Here is a 15,526-nt window from a genome sequence, read left to right on the forward strand (position 1 = left end):
CAGCGCTTACTCAGAACCGATGCGTCATGCCCGCCGCGACCAGCGTTTCCGTTGCATTGAGCCCGTTCGGCGAGATACCCGGCCAGCCCGCCGTCGACGTGCCGTTGTTCTTGAGAAAGCCCGCGCGCCCGTAGAACCCCGTGCGCTTGGAAATGCTGTGATCGAAGCCCGCTTGCACGAGCCACGCGTTGTCGTGCACGCCACGCGCGACGCGCTGCATGGCCGCGATCTCGATGGTGTCGGCGGGCGTTGCCTGGATCGTCGCGCCTGCTTCCATCGTGCTGAACGGATGCCCGGCGTTCAGACGCGCGGCAAGCGAACCCGCGGGCGTATCCTTCGGGCGGTGATAGGCGTAGTTGAACTGGAAGTTCACCGGCCCGACGCGATAGGCAAGCGCCCCCGTGAAGTGCTCCGTGCCGAGCGTCGGCAGCGTGGCGGGCAGGCCCGGCATGGTCTTCGAACCCGGATGCTGATTCTGGTAAGCGACGCCCGCGTAGAGGCCATGGCCCGTATAACTCGCGGCGATGTCGAGCATGTTGCCGGTAGTCAGCGGGTACGGCTGCGCGACACTCGCCGCGAGCGCGTACATGCCCCGCAGCTCGACACCTCCCATGTTCTGGGTCTTGTAGACGATGGCGTTGCTCGAACGCCCGCCAGCCGTTTGCGTGGCGAGCGTATTGCGATCGACAGTCGTCGAGGCGGCGGCGAGCGGCGAGAGCGCTTCGTTGGCACGGAACGGGTCCGACGGATAGAGCAGCCAGAAGGTCGGCTGGTACTGACGCCCGACTTGCAGCGAACCGTACTTTTCGTGCGTCAGGGCAACCCAGGCCTGTCGATAAAACATGGCGGACGAGTCCACCTGCGACGTGCCGTTGTTGACGTTGAAGCCGCCTTCGAGCGTGAATACCGCCTTCAATCCGCCGCCCAGATCTTCGCTGCCTTTGAAGCCGAGCAGCGAGGCGCTATTGCCGCCGCTTCTGAGCGACCACGATTGCTGCCCGCCATTGGCGAGAAACTGGAAAAACGTGTCCGCCACGCCATACAACGTGACGCTGGACTGCGCGGCCGCGCTTCCTGCTGTCAGCCCGAGTATGGCGGCGCATAGCCCTTTGCTGCTGAAGCGCATGCATGTCTCCTGGTTATATCCTGCCGATTCGCGGCGAAACATCGCGATCGGGCGATGATCGCCATTGCGGCCACGTCATCGCCCTTCGCAGCCAGTGTTGCAGCGGCGCGCGGCAAGGCGACCCCCCTTGCAGGGTGGGGGATGGGATAACCCCGATTGTTCAGCATGTCTTATTATCGAGATGCATCGCGATTTGAGCGCAACGCGCGATTCCGCTATCCTGTTGCAACCGTTACCAAAACGCCCCGCCGATGCTCACCCTCGACTCCCGCGACACCGCCATGCTGCAGGGCGCTTTCGGCGCCGGCCCCGCGCTTGCCATGCGCATCGTCGCTGCGACGGCGCGTGTCATGGACGCCAGCGCGCTCATCGACGTCACCTGCGCGCATATCGACGGCTGTCTGTATCACGGCGCGGCGAGTCTCGACTTCGTGGAACGTTTCGTCGCGAGCGGCGCGAAAATCGCGGTGCCGACCACGCTCAATGTCGGCTCGCTCGATCTGATTCACCCGGAGCTGTATCGCGGAGATTCGGCAACGGCCAACGCGGCGAAGCGCCTGATGAACGCGCATCTCGAACTCGGCTGCGAGGCGAGCTTCACGTGCGCGCCGTATCAGTTGAAGCGTCGGCCGCGGCTCGGCGATCAGATCGCGTGGGCGGAATCGAATGCCATCGTGTTCGCCAATTCCGTGCTCGGCGCGCGCACCAGCCGTTACGGCGACTTTCTGGATCTCGCGGCGGCCATTACCGGCCGCGTGCCGCATGCGGGCTTGCATGTCACGGAGAATCGCGCGGCGCGGGTGGTGATCGAAGCGCCGGACTTGAACGCGTCGTCACATCGCGACGCCGACTTCGCCACGCTCGGTTTCCTGCTGGGCGGCGAAGCGGGCGCCACGGTCGCGGCCATCACCGGTTTGCCCGGCGACACCAGCGAAGACGAACTCAAAGCGCTCGGCGCGGCGGCGGCATCGAGCGGTTCGGTGGCGCTCTTCCATGCAGTCGGCATCACGCCCGAAGCGCCGACGCTCGATGCCGCGCTGCAAGGCCGCAGGCCCGAACGGACCATCCGCGTGAGCGCCGCCGATCTCGCCGCCATCCGCCGCCGCTGGAATCAGGCCCGACCCGGCGCTCCGCTCGCCGCCGTGAGCCTCGGCACGCCGCATTTTTCCGTCGATGAATTCCGCGCGCTCTCGTCGCTCTTCGACCGCTACAAAGGTGCCATGCGTTGCGACTTCTACGTGAATACGAGCCGCTACGTGCTCTGGCAACTGGAAGACGACGGCACGGCGGAGCGGCTGGCCGCGCGCGGCGTGCAGATCGTCGTGGACACCTGCACGTACATCACGCCGGTAATGAAGCAGATCACCGGTCTCGTCATGACCAATTCGGGCAAGTGGGCGCATTACGCGCCCGCGAATATCGGCGTGACGGTGGCCTTTGGCAGCATGAACGAATGCGTACGCTCGGCGTTCGAAGGAAAGGTGTGTATCGATGAAGCCAACTGATTCCTTGAGCGCCACCGTGCTCGTTCCGGGCCGGGCGCGTGGCCTTTCCATAGCCCTTGCGCCGCTCAGTTTCTGGGGCGGCTACGACGCAGAGCGCGGCGTCATCGTCGACAAGACGCATGCGGGTTGCGGCCGAAGTCTCGCCGCGCGCGTGCTGGTCATGCCGCGTGCGCGCGGGTCGAGTTCGAGCAGCAGCGTGCTTGCCGAGGCCTTGCGCAATGGCATGGGGCCGTGCGGCATCGTGCTTGGCGAGCGCGATCTGATTCTGTCCATTGGTGCAATCACGGCCAACGAGCTGTACGGGCTGAACGTGCCCGTCGTCATGGTCGGTGAAACCGTGCTCGCCACGCTAGGCAAAGGCGAATTCATGCTCGAAATCGACGCACCGGATCACGAGGACCCAACGCGCGAGGCATGCATTCGCGTCACCGCGCCATGATCGCCTCGACCACCGCGACAATCTGCTGCGCCGCGATCTTCACATGCTGTTCGAGCAGCTTCGCGCCGAGTTTCGCATCGCGCTTGCGGCATGCGGCGACCATCGCCATGTGCTCGTCGTGCGACTGCTGACGGATCGGCACCTGCTTCACCTGAAACCGGAAATAGCGGTCGCTGCGGTCGTGCAGCACGCGCAACATCTGCAGCGTGATATCGCGGTGCGCAGGCACGTAGAGCGTTTCGTGGAAGCGCCAGTTGAGTTGCCCCCACATGCCGGATTCCGCGCCGTCCATCTCCGTGACGAGATTTTCGGCCCGGGCAATTTCGCCTTCGGTGATATGCGGAATGGCTTGCGAAAACAGCCACGGCTCCAGACGCAAGCGAATCTCGAACGTCTCCTGCACTTCCTCGATCGACAACTCCGCCACGTACGCGCCTTTGTGCGGCACGTTGGTCAAAAGGCCCTCACCCGTCAGACGCGTGATCGCTTCACGAATCGGCACGCGGCTCACGCCGAGCTCATCCGCGAGCGCTTCCTGCCGCAGCGCTTCTCCGGGCGCGAGATCGCCGCTCAGAATACGCTGCCGGATAGCGGTCGTGACGAGTTCGACCGTGGTCGTGCGCACGATCTTGCGGGTGGCGTCGCTCGCGGCGGCGGGTCTTGATTTCGGCGCGGCCAATGGCATGGCGTGGGTCTTCTTGGTTTCTGCTGCGGACATTCGGCGCGGGAATCGTAGCACGCGGCCTAGAGCAGCTTCTCGCGCACCCACGCGCCGTTTTTCATCACGCCGGAGATGCGCTCGCCTTGCCCCGTCAAGACGCGAATGTCCTTGAGCGGATCGCCGTCGACGACGAGCAAATCCGCGTACGCGCCCGCCGCGATCACGCCGAGCTTGCCCTGCATGTTGAGGATGTCCGCGCCCACGGCAGTGGCCTGGCGAATGGCTTCGAACGAGCCGACGATATCCGCGCGTATCGACAGTTCGTCGCTCTGATACTCGTGCATCTCGCCCAACAGATCCGTGCCGAGGCCCATTTTCACGCCGCGCTCGTGCAGCAGTTCGAGCGCCTTCAACCCTTGCACGCGCACCGCTTCGTTCTTTTTGAGCGACAAGGCCGAAATGCCGATCTGCGCGCCGACGCGGTTCATCGCGTCATAGACGACGAGCGTCGGCACCGCGAACGCGCCGTGTTCGGCCATGACATCGGCGGCTTCTTCATCGATGAGATTGCCGTGCTCGATGGTCCGCACTCCGAGCTTCACCACGCGCGCGATGGCTTTCGGCGTGTACGCATGCGCCATCACGTAGGTCTGATGCGACGCGGCTTCCTCGACGGCGGCCTTCACTTCATCGACGGAGAATTGCAAATTGCCGATAGGGTCCGTCGGCGACGCCACGCCACCCGACGCCATGATCTTGATGTGATGCGCCCCGGCGCGCATCTCTTCGCGCACGGCCTTGCGCATGGCATCGACGCCATCGACCACGCGGCCGATCGCGCCCAGGTTGCGGCTGCAGCCGCACGGGTCCGGGTCGGAGTTGTCGAAGCGCTCGCGGAAGTCTCCATGACCGCCGGTTTGCGACAGCGCCTTGCCCGCGACGAACAAGCGCGGCCCCGCGATCACGTCTTCCTCGATTGCACGCGACAACGCGTAATCCGCGCCGCCCGCGTCGCGCACGGAGGTGAAGCCGCGATTCAACATGCCCGCGAGAATGGGCACGGCGCGCAGCACGGCGAACGTGTTCGGCAAACGGCTGTTGTTGCCGAGATGCGCGACCGATGCAATGACATGCACATGGCAATCGATCAGGCCGGGCATCACCGTCTTGCCGCCGACATCGATCACTTGCGCGCCGCTCGCCTCTACCGGCTCGCGCGTGACTTCGCGGATGGTGTCGCCATCGATCACGACGGAATAGCGGCCGTCGTCGCGTTCGTGCTCCGCGTCCAGCACGCGTGCGTTCTTCAGAATCAGCATGACGTTATGCTCCTTTTCACTTCAGCAGGAATCCGTGAGCCAGGGGATCGCGGTCATCGACGAACAGAGTGTTGTGGCCCGTGATGCGCGCCCAGCCTTCGATGGTCGGCACGATCGCGTCGTACTCGCCGACTCGCGCGGCCGATACCGGCACGCCTTCGAACAGCGTCCCGATGATGCTTTCATGCACGAAACGCTCGCCTATCTTCAAGCGCCCTTTCGCGACGAGTTGCGCCATGCGCGCCGAGGTTCCGGTGCCGCACGGCGAACGGTCGATGGCCTTGTCGCCATAGAACACCGCGTTGCGCGCGCTCGCGCCTTCGACTGTCGGCGCACCGGTCCACATGACGTGGCTGAGGCCGCGAATCTGCTCGCTTTCCGGGTGCACGAAGCTGTACTTCTCGTTGGCCTTCTGCCGCAGCGGCGGGCTCAGGCGCTGAATGTCCGATGGCTTGAGCGCGTGCAGACCTTCGAAATTGCGCTGCGGCTCGACGATCGCATAAAAATTGCCGCCATAAGCGACATCGAAACGAATCTCGCCTAAGCCTTCCACTTCGACGGAGAGGTCCTGCGAATGCAGATACGAAGGCACGTTGACGAGTTGCACCGAATCCACGTGTTCGCCGTTGACCCGATAACGCGCGATGACTACGCCCGCTGGCGTATCGAGCCGCAAGACGCCCGGCTCGCGCGGCCGCACAAGACCGTTTTCGATCGCCGTCGTCACCGTGCCGATGGTGCCGTGTCCGCACATCGGCAGACAGCCGCTGACTTCGATGAAGAGAATGGCGAGATCGCAGTCGTCGCGCGTCGGCGGATAGAGAATGCTGCCGGACATGACTTCGTGGCCGCGCGGCTCGAACATGAGCGCGGTGCGAATCCAGTCGAACTCGCGCAGAAAATGCGCGCGCCGCTCGATCATGTTCGCGCCGGCAAGCGGCGGCGCGCCGCCCGCGACGACGCGCACGGGGTTGCCGCACGTATGACCGTCGATACAGAAGAACGTGGACTTCACATTAGTGCTCCGTTCATTGAGCGAGCGCACGCACGTTGGCGAGCGCCTTCTCGACAATCGCGATGGTGCGCTGCCGCTCCTCGCCTTCGAGCACGAGACGCGGCGCCTTCACGTATTCCGGATAACCCGCCGTGATGTTTTCGGCGAGCTTGATGTATTGCACGAGCTTCACGTGCGTGTCCAGATGGAACAGGTCGATCAATGCCCGATACAGCGCACGCGCCTTTTCGTATTCGCCATTCACGGCGAGCTTGAGCAGTTCGACGGATTCGCGCGGCACCGCGTTGGCCATGCCCGATACCCAGCCCTTGACGCCGAGCGCGACCGATTCCAGCACGAGATCGTCCACGCCGCAGAACACGGTGAAGCGGTCGCCGAAGCGCGCATAGAGATCGGTGACGCGTGTCGTATCGTAGGTTTCTTCCTTGATCGCGACGACGTTGGCTTCGTCCTTCAGTTGTTCGAGCAAGTCGGGCCGCATGTCCACGCCATAACCGCGCGGATTGTTGTAGATCATGAGGCCGAGCTTCGTCGAGCGCGCAATCGACCGATAGTATTCGACGGTTTCTCTATCGTCCGAGCGATAAGTGAGGCCCGGAAACACCATCAGCCCTTGCACGCCGATGGCTTCCGCATCCCTCGCGAACTGCATGGCGTTGTCCGTGTTCAGTTCGGCGAGACCGGAGATCACGGGCACGCGGCCGTTCACCGTTTCGACCGCGAGCTTGAGCACCGTGCGCTTTTCCTCGGGCGTGAGTTGCGCGTTCTCGCCGACCATGCCCATCATCACGACGCCGCCCACGCCGTTGTCGAGCAGACGATTCAGCCCGCTCACGATGGCGTCCTGATCGAGCGCGCCGGTAGCGGTGAGTTTGGTCGTGACCGCGGGGAAAACGCCTTGCCAGTTGACTTGCATCTCTTCTCTCCTGTCGTTTGGTCAGTGCTGAAAACGTGCGATGGAATAAGGTTCGAGGGGCACGCGCGGCATGCGCTCGCCGAGCACATCGGCGACGAGCGCGGCCGTGGTCGCTGATTGCGTCAGACCGAGATGGCCGTGTCCGAACGCATAGACCACGGACGGCGCGCGTGGCGAGACGCCGATTACCGGCAGCGAATCCGGCGTGGACGGGCGATGCCCCATCCAGTTGACCGCATCCGTTTCGTCGATGTCGGGCAGAAAGCGCCGGCCGAGCGCGAGCAACGCCTCGCTGCGCCGATAGTTCGGCGGGGCGGCGAGCCCCGCGAATTCCGCCGCCCCGCCGATGCGCAAACCGATATCCAGCGGCGTCGCGACGAACTTGCGTTCCGCGAAGATCACTTCGCGCGACAACGCAATGCCGTGCCTGGGCAGCGTCGCGTTATAGCCACGTTCGCTGTCGAGCAACACGCGGTCGCCGACAGACTTCGCAAGCGTCGCCGACCACGCGCCCGCCGCCACGACGATGCGGCGGCCGAAGACGCGGGAGCCGTCGTCGAGCAGAACGCCGTCGGCGGGTTCGAGCGCGCGCGCGACGCCGGTCACGAAGCGCGCCCCCAACGCCATCACGCGTTCGCGCAGCAAGGTCACGAGCCGGCGCGGATCGCCGATATGCGACCAGTCGTCGAGAAACACGCCATGCCGGAACACCGGCGCAAGCGATGGCTCGGCGGCGCGTACTTCGTCCTGATTCAGCGTATGCCAGCGCACGCCGAGTTCGCGCTTGAGCGCCCATTCGGGCTGATCGGCGGCGAAGGCCGCATCGGTCTCATAGACGGTAAGCGCGCCGCGTCGATACAGCATCGCGGTGGCGCCGATATCGTCGAACATCGGCAAGATGTCTTCGTATACGCGATTGTTGAGCCGCGAAAGCGCACGCGAGATGGCGTCGAACCGCGCGGGTTCCGCCGCGCGCCGAAACGCCATGAACCACGGCAGCGCACTTGGCACGTGTTTCCAGTCGAGCGCGAGGGGCCCGAGCGGGTCCATTAGCCACTTGGCCGCTTGCGTGAACATGCCGTGCACGGCAATCGGCGTGTTCTCCGACACGGCGATACCGCCCGCGTTGCCGTGCGACGTGCGGTCGCCTTCGAAGTCGCGATCGATCAACGTCACGCTCGCGCCTTCGCAGAGCAGCGCCCACGCGCACGACAAACCAACGACGCCCGCGCCGACCACAATTACATCCGCTATTTCCTGCCGCGGCTGGCTCATGGCTTCGCGCGCGATTTGATGAGCTTGTCGTCGACGGCTTCGAGCCACGTGTCCGACAACGTGAAGCCCGTCTGATAGCGGTCGGTCGGATCCACGCCCACTTGCGATATCGCGCTGATCCACGCCTGTCCCGCGACCACGGGCACGACTGCGGGCACATCGCCGAGTTGCGTCAGCGAATCGATACGGCTTTCGAAGCGCGAGCCGATTATCGATTCATGCACGAAGCGCTCGCCCGCTTCGATCAGCCCTTTCGCGTGCATCACCGCGAGCCGCGCCGATGTGCCGGTGCCGCATGGCGAGCGGTCGCAGCGTCCGGGAGAGACGATCACGGTATTGCGCGAGGTCAGGACGCCGTTTTCGCGCCGCAAGGGCATGACGAATTCGGTCTGCGTGATGCCCTTGATGTTCGGGTTCAGCGGATGCGGCGATGGCAATTGCTCGGCCGCGGCGGCCTTGATCGTTTGCCCGAGCTCGCATAGTTGGCGCGCTTCGTCGGGCGTGATGGCAAAGCCGAGCTTTTGCGCATCGACGATGACATAGGTCATGCCGCCGTAGCCGACATCGACTGTCAGCGTGCCGACGCCTTCGACCTCGATCGTCTTGTCCAGATGGTTCGCGAAGGCCGGTTGATTAGTGAACTCGACTTGCGTCACCTTGCCGTTTTCGCAGCGGCAGCGCACGTGAATGAGACCGGCGGGCGCTTCGAGCACGAGTTCGGTGACGGGCTCGGTCATCGGCAGGATGCCGGTTTCGAGCAGCACAGTGGCCACGCAGATCGTGTTGGAACCGGACATCGCCGGATATTCGGTCGATTCCGCGATCACGTAGCCCATCTGCGCGCGCGGATCGGTCGGCGGCAATAGGAAGTTCACGCTCTGGTTGGCCGAACCGCGCGGCTCGAAGATGCAGATGCGGCGCAGGTCGTCGCGCACTTCTTCGAGATGCATCATCTTGTCGAACATGGTGGCGCCGGGCACGTCGAAGACGCCGCCCGTCACCACGTTGCCCACTTCGCCTTCGGCGTGGCAATTGACTACCGTGAGAGTTCTGCTCCAGCGCATGCGAAAGTCCTCATTGCAACGGTTGATGCGCCGTTTCCCGGATCGTCGCGACCGTGATCGTCGAGAGCAGCGCCGCGAGCATCACGAAGTACGCAGGCGAGACGGGCGAACCGGTGGCCTTGATGAGCGAGATCGAAATGACCGGCGCGAAGCCGCCGAACACCGCGTTGGCGATGCCGTAGCCGATCGACATCCACGTCGTGCGGATCTTCGTCGGAAAGAGCTCGGAGAGCACGGCGGGGCCGACGCCCGAGAAGATGCCGATCAACACGCCGCCCAGCACCTGCACGAGACCGACGACCAGCGCGGATTTGTATTCGAGCATCAAGTGAAAAATCGGATAAGGCAGGATCAGGAACGCGACGCAGCCGATAGCGTAGATCGGTTTGCGTCCGACGCGGTCCGACAACGCGCCCCAAAACGGAATGGATGCCGTCATCGCGAAGAGCCCCGCCGTATTGAGCCAGAGCGCCGCCGACGAACTCATGCCCGCGTACTTCTGCGTGAACGACGGCAGATAGTTGAGCAACGTGTAGAGCGAGACCGTCCAAACGATCACGAGCCCGCAAGCTTGCAAGCCGAGCAGCGCGGGCGCGCGATGCGGCGGCGGCGCGACATCGCTTGCCTGCGCGAAAGCGGGCGTCTCTTCGCTGCGTTTGCGGATGATCCAGCCGATCGGCCCGATCACCACCGCGCCGATGATGAACGGCACGCGCCAGCCCCAGTCGAGCATGGCTTGCGAGGACAGCGTCGAGGTCATCAACGCGGCCGCGCCGGAGCCGAGCAGCGTGCCGCCTAGCGTGCTGCATTGCTGGAAGCTGCCGTAGAAGCCGCGGCGGTTTTGCGGCGCCCATTCGACCAGAAACGCGACCGCGTTACCAAGCTCGCCGCCGACCGAAAGGCCTTGCAGCATGCGCGCGGCGATGAGCAGGATCGGCGCGTAGATGCCGATCGACGCATACGAAGGGATCAGCGCCATGAAGAGCGTGGCGGCGGCCATGAGCGGCATGACGAAGGTGAGCGTCCACTTACGGCCTTTTTTGTCGCCGAGCCATCCGAAGATGATCGCGCCGAGCGGACGCGCCGCGAAGCCGAGACCAAACGCGCCGAACGTGCCGAGCATGGCGGCGAACTCGTCGCCGGCCGGAAACATGACCTTGGCGATGACGGTGGCGAGAAACGCGTACGTCCCGAAGTCGAACCATTCGAGCACGTTGCCGACGACAGCGGCGGTGACGGCGCGACTGGTTTGCGTTCTAGATGGTGCTCGGGCGGTGTCGCTGGTGGCGTATGCGCCGGCGACGGTCTGCGCTTGGTCGGTCATGGTGGCTCCCGGGCGGTCGGTTCGAAGGCGAAACGGGATGCGGCTTGAGGGGCATTCTGAACCAGAAAATTTTCTGAATCAAGGATTTTGGATCCAATATAAAAGAACGATCGATCCTTTAACGCCAGCGCGCTCGCCCATTCCGCAGGCATATCTGATTCAAAGTGTTGCTGCGGCTTGCGGAACCTTTACTTCGCGCGTCCAATGCCCGGGGTTGCCGGGGGCGTTCATCGACAAACCATAGCTTGGCATTACTTAGAATAACGAGATAGAGAAAAATGAAACCCATTTTTGGGGATGGCAACGCGAAGCCTTTTCACCTCGCGACAGACGACACGCGCGGCGATGCATCGCCGTCGTCGGCGCCGGTCCTGCGTGACGCGGCCAAAACGGTTCGCGAAGCCTCGGCCGAACTACTCACCGACGATCAGATCGACCAGCTTGGCGCCACGGCCGGCGAGCGCGTCGCCAGCCTTTCGCAGCGTCTTCTGTCCGAGGCGCGTGCCTCCGACGCCGACCACTTTGGCGAGTTGCTCAACAACCTGATCGTGACCGCCAAGGGCCTCGACCCTGCTTCCATCCAAAAACGCGGCCTGGCCGGGAAACTAGTGTCGATGTTCAGATCGACCCGGGAACAGTTGCTCGCCCAGTTCGATTCAGTGGAGAAGCGCATCGGTACGCTCGTCGTCGAACTGGAGGCCACGGCGAGCCGGCAGAACCGCGATATCGCGGAACTGGATCAGATGTACGCGGACAACTACGAAACGTTCCGCCATTTCGAAGCGGCCAAGGCGCATGGCGAGGCTTCGCTCGAGGCGTACCGCGTGGCGCTTGCGCAAGAGCCTCATGCCGGCGACGCGTTCGCCGCGCAACGCATGATGGACACGCGTCGCCGCGCAAACGCACTGGCGCAAAAAATCGACGACTTGAGCCGCGCCATGCTGATGGCCGAACAACTCGCGCCGCAGATCCGCATGGAGCAGGATCACAAGCGAACGCTCATCTCCAAGTTCGGCACGGCGAAAACCGTGTTGATTCCCGCGTGGACCAACGCGTTCTCGCTCTACATCAAGCAACTGAGTTCGAAGAAGGCGGCCGACCTCGCGAACGCCACGTTCGATGCCGCCGACATGGCGCTACGCGCGCAGGCCGACCAACTGCATGCCAACGCCGGCGCGGTGACGAGACTGGCGGAGCGTCCCGTCATCGCGACCGAAACCTTCGAATACACGCAGCAGAAGTTGTTCGCCGCGCTCGACGAAATGGCAAAGATCATCGACGAAGGCCAACGCAAACGCAAAGCCGACGAACCGCGGCTGCGCAAGCTCGAGCAGGATCTCATCGCCCGGTTCAACGACCGTAACCACTAAAAGAAAAATCTCGCATGTCCATCATCAATCTCAATAAGCCGGCCCTCGCTGCGCGCGCCGACAGCGTTTCGATCATCCTGAGCAAGCGTAGCCTGCCGCGTCCGCCCGTCGTGCGAGTAGCGGCGGCGCTGGACATCTCGGGTTCAGCGAAGGGTCTGTACGAATCCGGGATCATCCAGGAAACGCATGACCGCATGCTTGGCATCGCCATGAAGTTCGATGACAACGGCGAAATCGATACCTGGACCTTCACTGACACCTTCGACCGCCTGCCAACGGCGACGCCCGAAAACTATGGCGCCTATATCACCGAAGAGGTGATGAAGAATGCGTCGGTGCGCAAGTGGGGCGCGACGGAATACGCGCCTGTGATGACGGATATCGTCAATTTCTTCTTCGCGGCGGCAGCGCCCGATGCGAACGACAAGCCTGGCTTTTTCCGCCGGCTTTTCGGCGCGCCGCAGAACGACGTCACCGTCGCCAATGCCGCACCCGCCAACAACATGCCCGTGTGGGTCCTGTTCGTGACGGATGGACAGAACCCTGCTTTCGACCGCGCGCGCGTCTGGAAGCTGCTGCGCGAGACGCAGAAGTTCCCGATCTACTGGTCGCTCATCGGCGTGGGTAATCCCGACGAATTCGCCTTCCTCGAAGAAGTCGCCGAGCAATTGCCGAATGCAGGCTTCCTGCATCTCGAATCGCTCGACATCTCCGATCAGGCGATCTACGAGCAACTCATTACCGAGGAATTCTGTGACTGGGTGCGCGGTAAGTAAGCGATTCATCCCGGCCATTTTTTCTCTCGAGCAATACATGATCAAGCAATTCAAAATCCCGTTCGCGTTGACGTTCATCGCGCTCGTGCTCGCATTCCTGATCGGCGGCGTGAAGGACATGATCCTCGTGGCCGTGCTGTGCGTGCTCGAAGTCTCCCTCTCACTCGATAACGCCGTGGCCAACGCGGCCGTCCTGCGCAACTGGTCGGACAAGTGGCGCGACCGTTTCATGACGTTCGGCCTGCCGGTCGCCGTGATCGGCATGCGGCTGCTGTTTCCGCTGCTGATCGTCGCGGTGGCGGGCGGCATTGGCTTGTGGCAGGCCGCCAGGCTCGCGCTCGAAGCGCCGGATCAGTACGCCGCCATTCTGACTTCGGCGCATCACGAAGTCTCGGCATTCGGCGGTGCGTTTCTCTTGATGGTGTTCTTCGGCTTCATGTTCAACGCCGACAAGGAAGAACATTGGATCGAGGTCATCGAGAAGCCCTTCGCGCGACTGGGCCGCCTCTCTGCGATTGAAGTGGCGCTGACGCTCGGCATCATCGCGCTCGTTTCCACCCAGTTGCCGGACGGCGAGCGCGCATCGTTTCTGCTGGCGGGCGGCGGCGGCGTCATCGCCTTCATCGTCGCGCATGGCGTCGGCGATCTGGTCAGCGGCGACGCGACCGGCGAACGGATCGTGCGCGAAGGCGTCGCGGGTTTCATGTACCTCGAAGTACTCGATTCGTCGTTCAGCTTCGACGGCGTGATCGGCGCATTCGCCCTGACCAACAACATCTTCCTGATTGCGCTCGGACTCGGCGTGGGCGCGGCTTATATCCGTCAGATGACGCTGATACTGCTCAAGAAAGGAACGCTCGCGCAATATCGCTTTCTGGAACACGGCGCGTTCTGGGCGATCGGCGCGCTTGCGGCAATCATGCTGTGCGTCAACGTCGACGTTCCGGAAGTAGTCACGGGGCTAATCGGCGCATGCACGATCGGCGTTGCGGTCGTCAGTTCGATCATCGTGCAACGTCGCGAAGTCACGCGCGACGCGACTTCCGACAACCCTGCTTCCTGATCCGGACGCGCCGCCCGGAATCGCGGCGCGATCCAAAACCTTCAAACGAGAGCAAGTAATCCATGTCAATGATCAATCTGTCCAAAGGCGGCCGGATCAATCTGTCGAAAGAAGCGCCGCACGCAAGCAAGTTCCGCATCGGCCTGGGGTGGGATGCCAATGCCACCGATACCGGCGACAACTTCGACCTCGACGTCTCCGTGTTCCTGTGCAAATACGACGAACAGAGCAATCCGAAGCTCTTGTCGCAGAAGCACTTCATCTTCTACAACACGGAAATTCGCACGCTCGACCGCGAAACCACGTTTTTCCAGCCCGGCGACGAATGGCCACGAAAGGGCATGTCGTCGTCCGAGTGTCTCGGCGTCGTGCATAGCGGCGACAATCAAACCGGTAGCGGCGGTGGCGACGACGAAGTCATCTTCATCGACAGCAAGAAACTCGAGGCTGCGGTGGACGAAATTTCGGTCGTCGTGACGATCGATCGCGCAGCGGAGCGCAAGCAGAACTTCGGACAGGTTCGCAACAGCTACATCGAAATCTCCGAGGAAGATACCGGCAAGGTGCTCGCCCGTTATCCGCTCGAAGAAGATTTCTCGCTGGAAACCGCCGTGCAGGTGGGAAGCTTCTATCGTCGCGACGGACAGTTCATGTTCAAGGCGGTCGGCATGGGCTACAACCGTGGGCTCGCGGATTTCGTCGCCGCTTATGGCGGCCGCGTCGACCGCGCCTGAAACGGAGATCTGTCATGGCGTGGCGTTACCGGCAAGAGTATGCGAATGTCTAGTGAACCCGGACCGCTGAGCTTCCCGGACACACCGGGCATGTTGCAAGTCGACGATTCCCGAGCCGACCGCAGTCCCGATGCGCGCAGCAACGTCGTCCGTGAGCCATCCGTGCGCCCGCTTTTTGTGTCGCGCGAGGAGCGCGCCGCGAGCGCACCGCAAAGCTTGAGCGAGCCGGGAAAGACGCTCTTCGGAGACGCTGGCCATCCGTTGCTAAACCAGTGTTTCGAGTGCGCGCGCCAACAGTTTCCCGGCCTGTATCCTCGACAGCAGGCACGCATCGAACGCGCGATTCGCCGGCTCGTACCGCCACGGCTCGAACACATCGTCGTCATGGCCGAAGCGCCGTTGCATGCATGCGGCGAGGCTGTCGAAACGTTCACCCGCATGATGCGCGACTTCGCCGAACTGGATGGCGCCGGCCTGATGCGCGACCTGCTCGAGCGTGCTGCACATAAACCCGGTCTGATCGACCGCCTGACAGGCCGATACCTGGGCACGGGAACGCCGGAACTGGATTTTCGCGGCCTCCTGACCACGCTCAAGACTTCGTTGCACTCGTTTCCGGCGCGCGTGAAGTCGTCGCGGCAACACATCGCGGAAGCGCACGACGGTCTGGCTATCGGTCTTGCCGCCTTGAGCGCCGTCGCCGATTTGCCGGAGCCCTGGGACACCGCGAGCGCCGCGCGCGCATTGCTCGATCGCCGCGCGATGGTGCGTCAGGCGTTTCAGCAACTCGAACTGTTGTCCCTGCAAGTCGATGCGTTCGAAACCGATATTATCGATCTGCTTGCGCGCGCCGATCAACTGATGAACGTGACCCTCCCCGCCGCGCTGGCTGCGCGGTCGCAGCCCAAGCGCTGAGAAACGAGCGTTTTACATGGAGCC

15 protein-coding genes are annotated in these 15,526 nt (G+C 63.3%); 7 read left to right on the plus strand and 8 right to left on the minus strand.

Features of this window, described 5'->3' with window-relative positions; genetic code table 11:
- Window positions 1–10: 10 nt before the first annotated feature.
- Complete coding sequence (locus P9292_RS04900) at window positions 11–1,126, minus strand: porin (protein WP_309958232.1); 1,116 nt, start codon at window positions 1,124–1,126, stop codon at window positions 11–13.
- A 251-nt stretch (window positions 1,127–1,377) separates the two neighbouring features.
- Between P9292_RS04900 and P9292_RS04905 the strand changes: the two genes are divergently transcribed.
- Both P9292_RS04905 and P9292_RS04910 read left to right on the plus strand, forming a co-directional pair.
- Window positions 1,378–2,631, plus strand: a complete 1,254-nt coding sequence (locus P9292_RS04905; RefSeq protein WP_309958233.1) for an aconitase X catalytic domain-containing protein — start codon at window positions 1,378–1,380, stop codon at window positions 2,629–2,631.
- The gene (locus P9292_RS04910) at window positions 2,618–3,070 is read left to right on the plus strand and encodes an aconitase X swivel domain-containing protein (protein ID WP_309846740.1); all 453 of its coding nucleotides are present in this window, start codon (window positions 2,618–2,620) and stop codon (window positions 3,068–3,070) included. The genes P9292_RS04905 and P9292_RS04910 overlap by 14 nt, the downstream gene beginning before the upstream one ends.
- Here P9292_RS04910 and P9292_RS04915 read toward each other — a convergent pair.
- The 7 genes from P9292_RS04915 to P9292_RS04945 are packed head-to-tail and all read right to left on the minus strand — an operon-like array spanning window position 3,057 to window position 10,644.
- On the minus strand, window positions 3,057–3,755 hold the full coding sequence (locus P9292_RS04915) for a GntR family transcriptional regulator (RefSeq protein ID WP_244831019.1): 699 nt from the start codon (window positions 3,753–3,755) through the stop codon (window positions 3,057–3,059). The genes P9292_RS04910 and P9292_RS04915 overlap by 14 nt on opposite strands.
- Before the next feature lie 59 nt (window positions 3,756–3,814).
- Entirely contained in the window at window positions 3,815–5,050 is a 1,236-nt protein-coding gene (locus P9292_RS04920; RefSeq protein ID WP_309958234.1) for an amidohydrolase family protein, read from the minus strand.
- A gap of 16 nt (window positions 5,051–5,066) precedes the next feature.
- The gene (locus tag P9292_RS04925; protein WP_309958235.1) at window positions 5,067–6,065 is read right to left on the minus strand and encodes a 4-hydroxyproline epimerase; all 999 of its coding nucleotides are present in this window, start codon (window positions 6,063–6,065) and stop codon (window positions 5,067–5,069) included.
- 13 nt (window positions 6,066–6,078) lie between these two features.
- Window positions 6,079–6,981: a dihydrodipicolinate synthase family protein gene (locus P9292_RS04930; protein ID WP_309958236.1), complete on the minus strand. Its 903-nt coding sequence runs from the start codon at window positions 6,979–6,981 to the stop codon at window positions 6,079–6,081.
- Window positions 6,982–7,002: 21 nt separating this feature from the next.
- A complete protein-coding gene (locus P9292_RS04935; protein ID WP_309958237.1) occupies window positions 7,003–8,256 on the minus strand; it encodes an FAD-dependent oxidoreductase in 1,254 nt (417 codons plus the stop codon).
- Complete coding sequence (locus P9292_RS04940; protein WP_244829787.1) at window positions 8,253–9,320, minus strand: proline racemase family protein; 1,068 nt, start codon at window positions 9,318–9,320, stop codon at window positions 8,253–8,255. The genes P9292_RS04935 and P9292_RS04940 overlap by 4 nt, the downstream gene beginning before the upstream one ends.
- 10 nt (window positions 9,321–9,330) lie before the next feature.
- Window positions 9,331–10,644, minus strand: coding sequence for an MFS transporter (locus tag P9292_RS04945; RefSeq protein ID WP_309958238.1), 1,314 nt, complete (start codon window positions 10,642–10,644; stop codon window positions 9,331–9,333).
- Between the two features lie 278 nt (window positions 10,645–10,922).
- Between P9292_RS04945 and P9292_RS04950 the strand changes: the two genes are divergently transcribed.
- From P9292_RS04950 to P9292_RS04970, 5 genes are all read left to right on the plus strand, one after another.
- A complete protein-coding gene (locus tag P9292_RS04950) occupies window positions 10,923–12,014 on the plus strand; it encodes a toxic anion resistance protein (protein ID WP_309958239.1) in 1,092 nt (363 codons plus the stop codon).
- Between the two features lie 14 nt (window positions 12,015–12,028).
- Window positions 12,029–12,790, plus strand: coding sequence for a VWA domain-containing protein (locus P9292_RS04955; protein ID WP_250469103.1), 762 nt, complete (start codon window positions 12,029–12,031; stop codon window positions 12,788–12,790).
- A gap of 37 nt (window positions 12,791–12,827) precedes the next feature.
- On the plus strand, window positions 12,828–13,853 hold the full coding sequence (locus tag P9292_RS04960; RefSeq protein ID WP_250494427.1) for a DUF475 domain-containing protein: 1,026 nt from the start codon (window positions 12,828–12,830) through the stop codon (window positions 13,851–13,853).
- A gap of 68 nt (window positions 13,854–13,921) precedes the next feature.
- Window positions 13,922–14,587 (plus strand): TerD family protein, encoded by a 666-nt coding sequence (locus tag P9292_RS04965; RefSeq protein WP_250511101.1) that lies wholly within the window; start codon window positions 13,922–13,924, stop codon window positions 14,585–14,587.
- 45 nt (window positions 14,588–14,632) lie between these two features.
- Window positions 14,633–15,502: a hypothetical protein gene (locus tag P9292_RS04970; protein ID WP_309958240.1), complete on the plus strand. Its 870-nt coding sequence runs from the start codon at window positions 14,633–14,635 to the stop codon at window positions 15,500–15,502.
- Window positions 15,503–15,526: the final 24 nt, after the last annotated feature.

Origin of the sequence: Caballeronia sp. LZ001, assembly GCF_031450875.1 — a bacterium.
Taxonomy (GTDB): domain Bacteria; phylum Pseudomonadota; class Gammaproteobacteria; order Burkholderiales; family Burkholderiaceae; genus Caballeronia.

What these genes read in the sequence shown, in the direction of transcription:
- P9292_RS04900 (WP_309958232.1), bottom strand. Translation starts at nt 1,126, where the DNA reads ATGCGCTTCAGCAGCAAAGGGCTATGCGCCGCCATACTCGGGCTGACA.
- P9292_RS04905 (WP_309958233.1), top strand. Translation starts at nt 1,378, where the DNA reads ATGCTCACCCTCGACTCCCGCGACACCGCCATGCTGCAGGGCGCTTTC.
- P9292_RS04910 (WP_309846740.1), top strand. Translation starts at nt 2,618, where the DNA reads ATGAAGCCAACTGATTCCTTGAGCGCCACCGTGCTCGTTCCGGGCCGG.
- P9292_RS04915 (WP_244831019.1), bottom strand. Translation starts at nt 3,755, where the DNA reads ATGCCATTGGCCGCGCCGAAATCAAGACCCGCCGCCGCGAGCGACGCC.
- P9292_RS04920 (WP_309958234.1), bottom strand. Translation starts at nt 5,050, where the DNA reads ATGCTGATTCTGAAGAACGCACGCGTGCTGGACGCGGAGCACGAACGC.
- P9292_RS04930 (WP_309958236.1), bottom strand. Translation starts at nt 6,981, where the DNA reads ATGCAAGTCAACTGGCAAGGCGTTTTCCCCGCGGTCACGACCAAACTC.
- P9292_RS04935 (WP_309958237.1), bottom strand. Translation starts at nt 8,256, where the DNA reads ATGAGCCAGCCGCGGCAGGAAATAGCGGATGTAATTGTGGTCGGCGCG.
- P9292_RS04940 (WP_244829787.1), bottom strand. Translation starts at nt 9,320, where the DNA reads ATGCGCTGGAGCAGAACTCTCACGGTAGTCAATTGCCACGCCGAAGGC.
- P9292_RS04945 (WP_309958238.1), bottom strand. Translation starts at nt 10,644, where the DNA reads ATGACCGACCAAGCGCAGACCGTCGCCGGCGCATACGCCACCAGCGAC.
- P9292_RS04950 (WP_309958239.1), top strand. Translation starts at nt 10,923, where the DNA reads ATGAAACCCATTTTTGGGGATGGCAACGCGAAGCCTTTTCACCTCGCG.
- P9292_RS04955 (WP_250469103.1), top strand. Translation starts at nt 12,029, where the DNA reads ATGTCCATCATCAATCTCAATAAGCCGGCCCTCGCTGCGCGCGCCGAC.
- P9292_RS04960 (WP_250494427.1), top strand. Translation starts at nt 12,828, where the DNA reads ATGATCAAGCAATTCAAAATCCCGTTCGCGTTGACGTTCATCGCGCTC.
- P9292_RS04965 (WP_250511101.1), top strand. Translation starts at nt 13,922, where the DNA reads ATGATCAATCTGTCCAAAGGCGGCCGGATCAATCTGTCGAAAGAAGCG.
- P9292_RS04970 (WP_309958240.1), top strand. Translation starts at nt 14,633, where the DNA reads ATGTCTAGTGAACCCGGACCGCTGAGCTTCCCGGACACACCGGGCATG.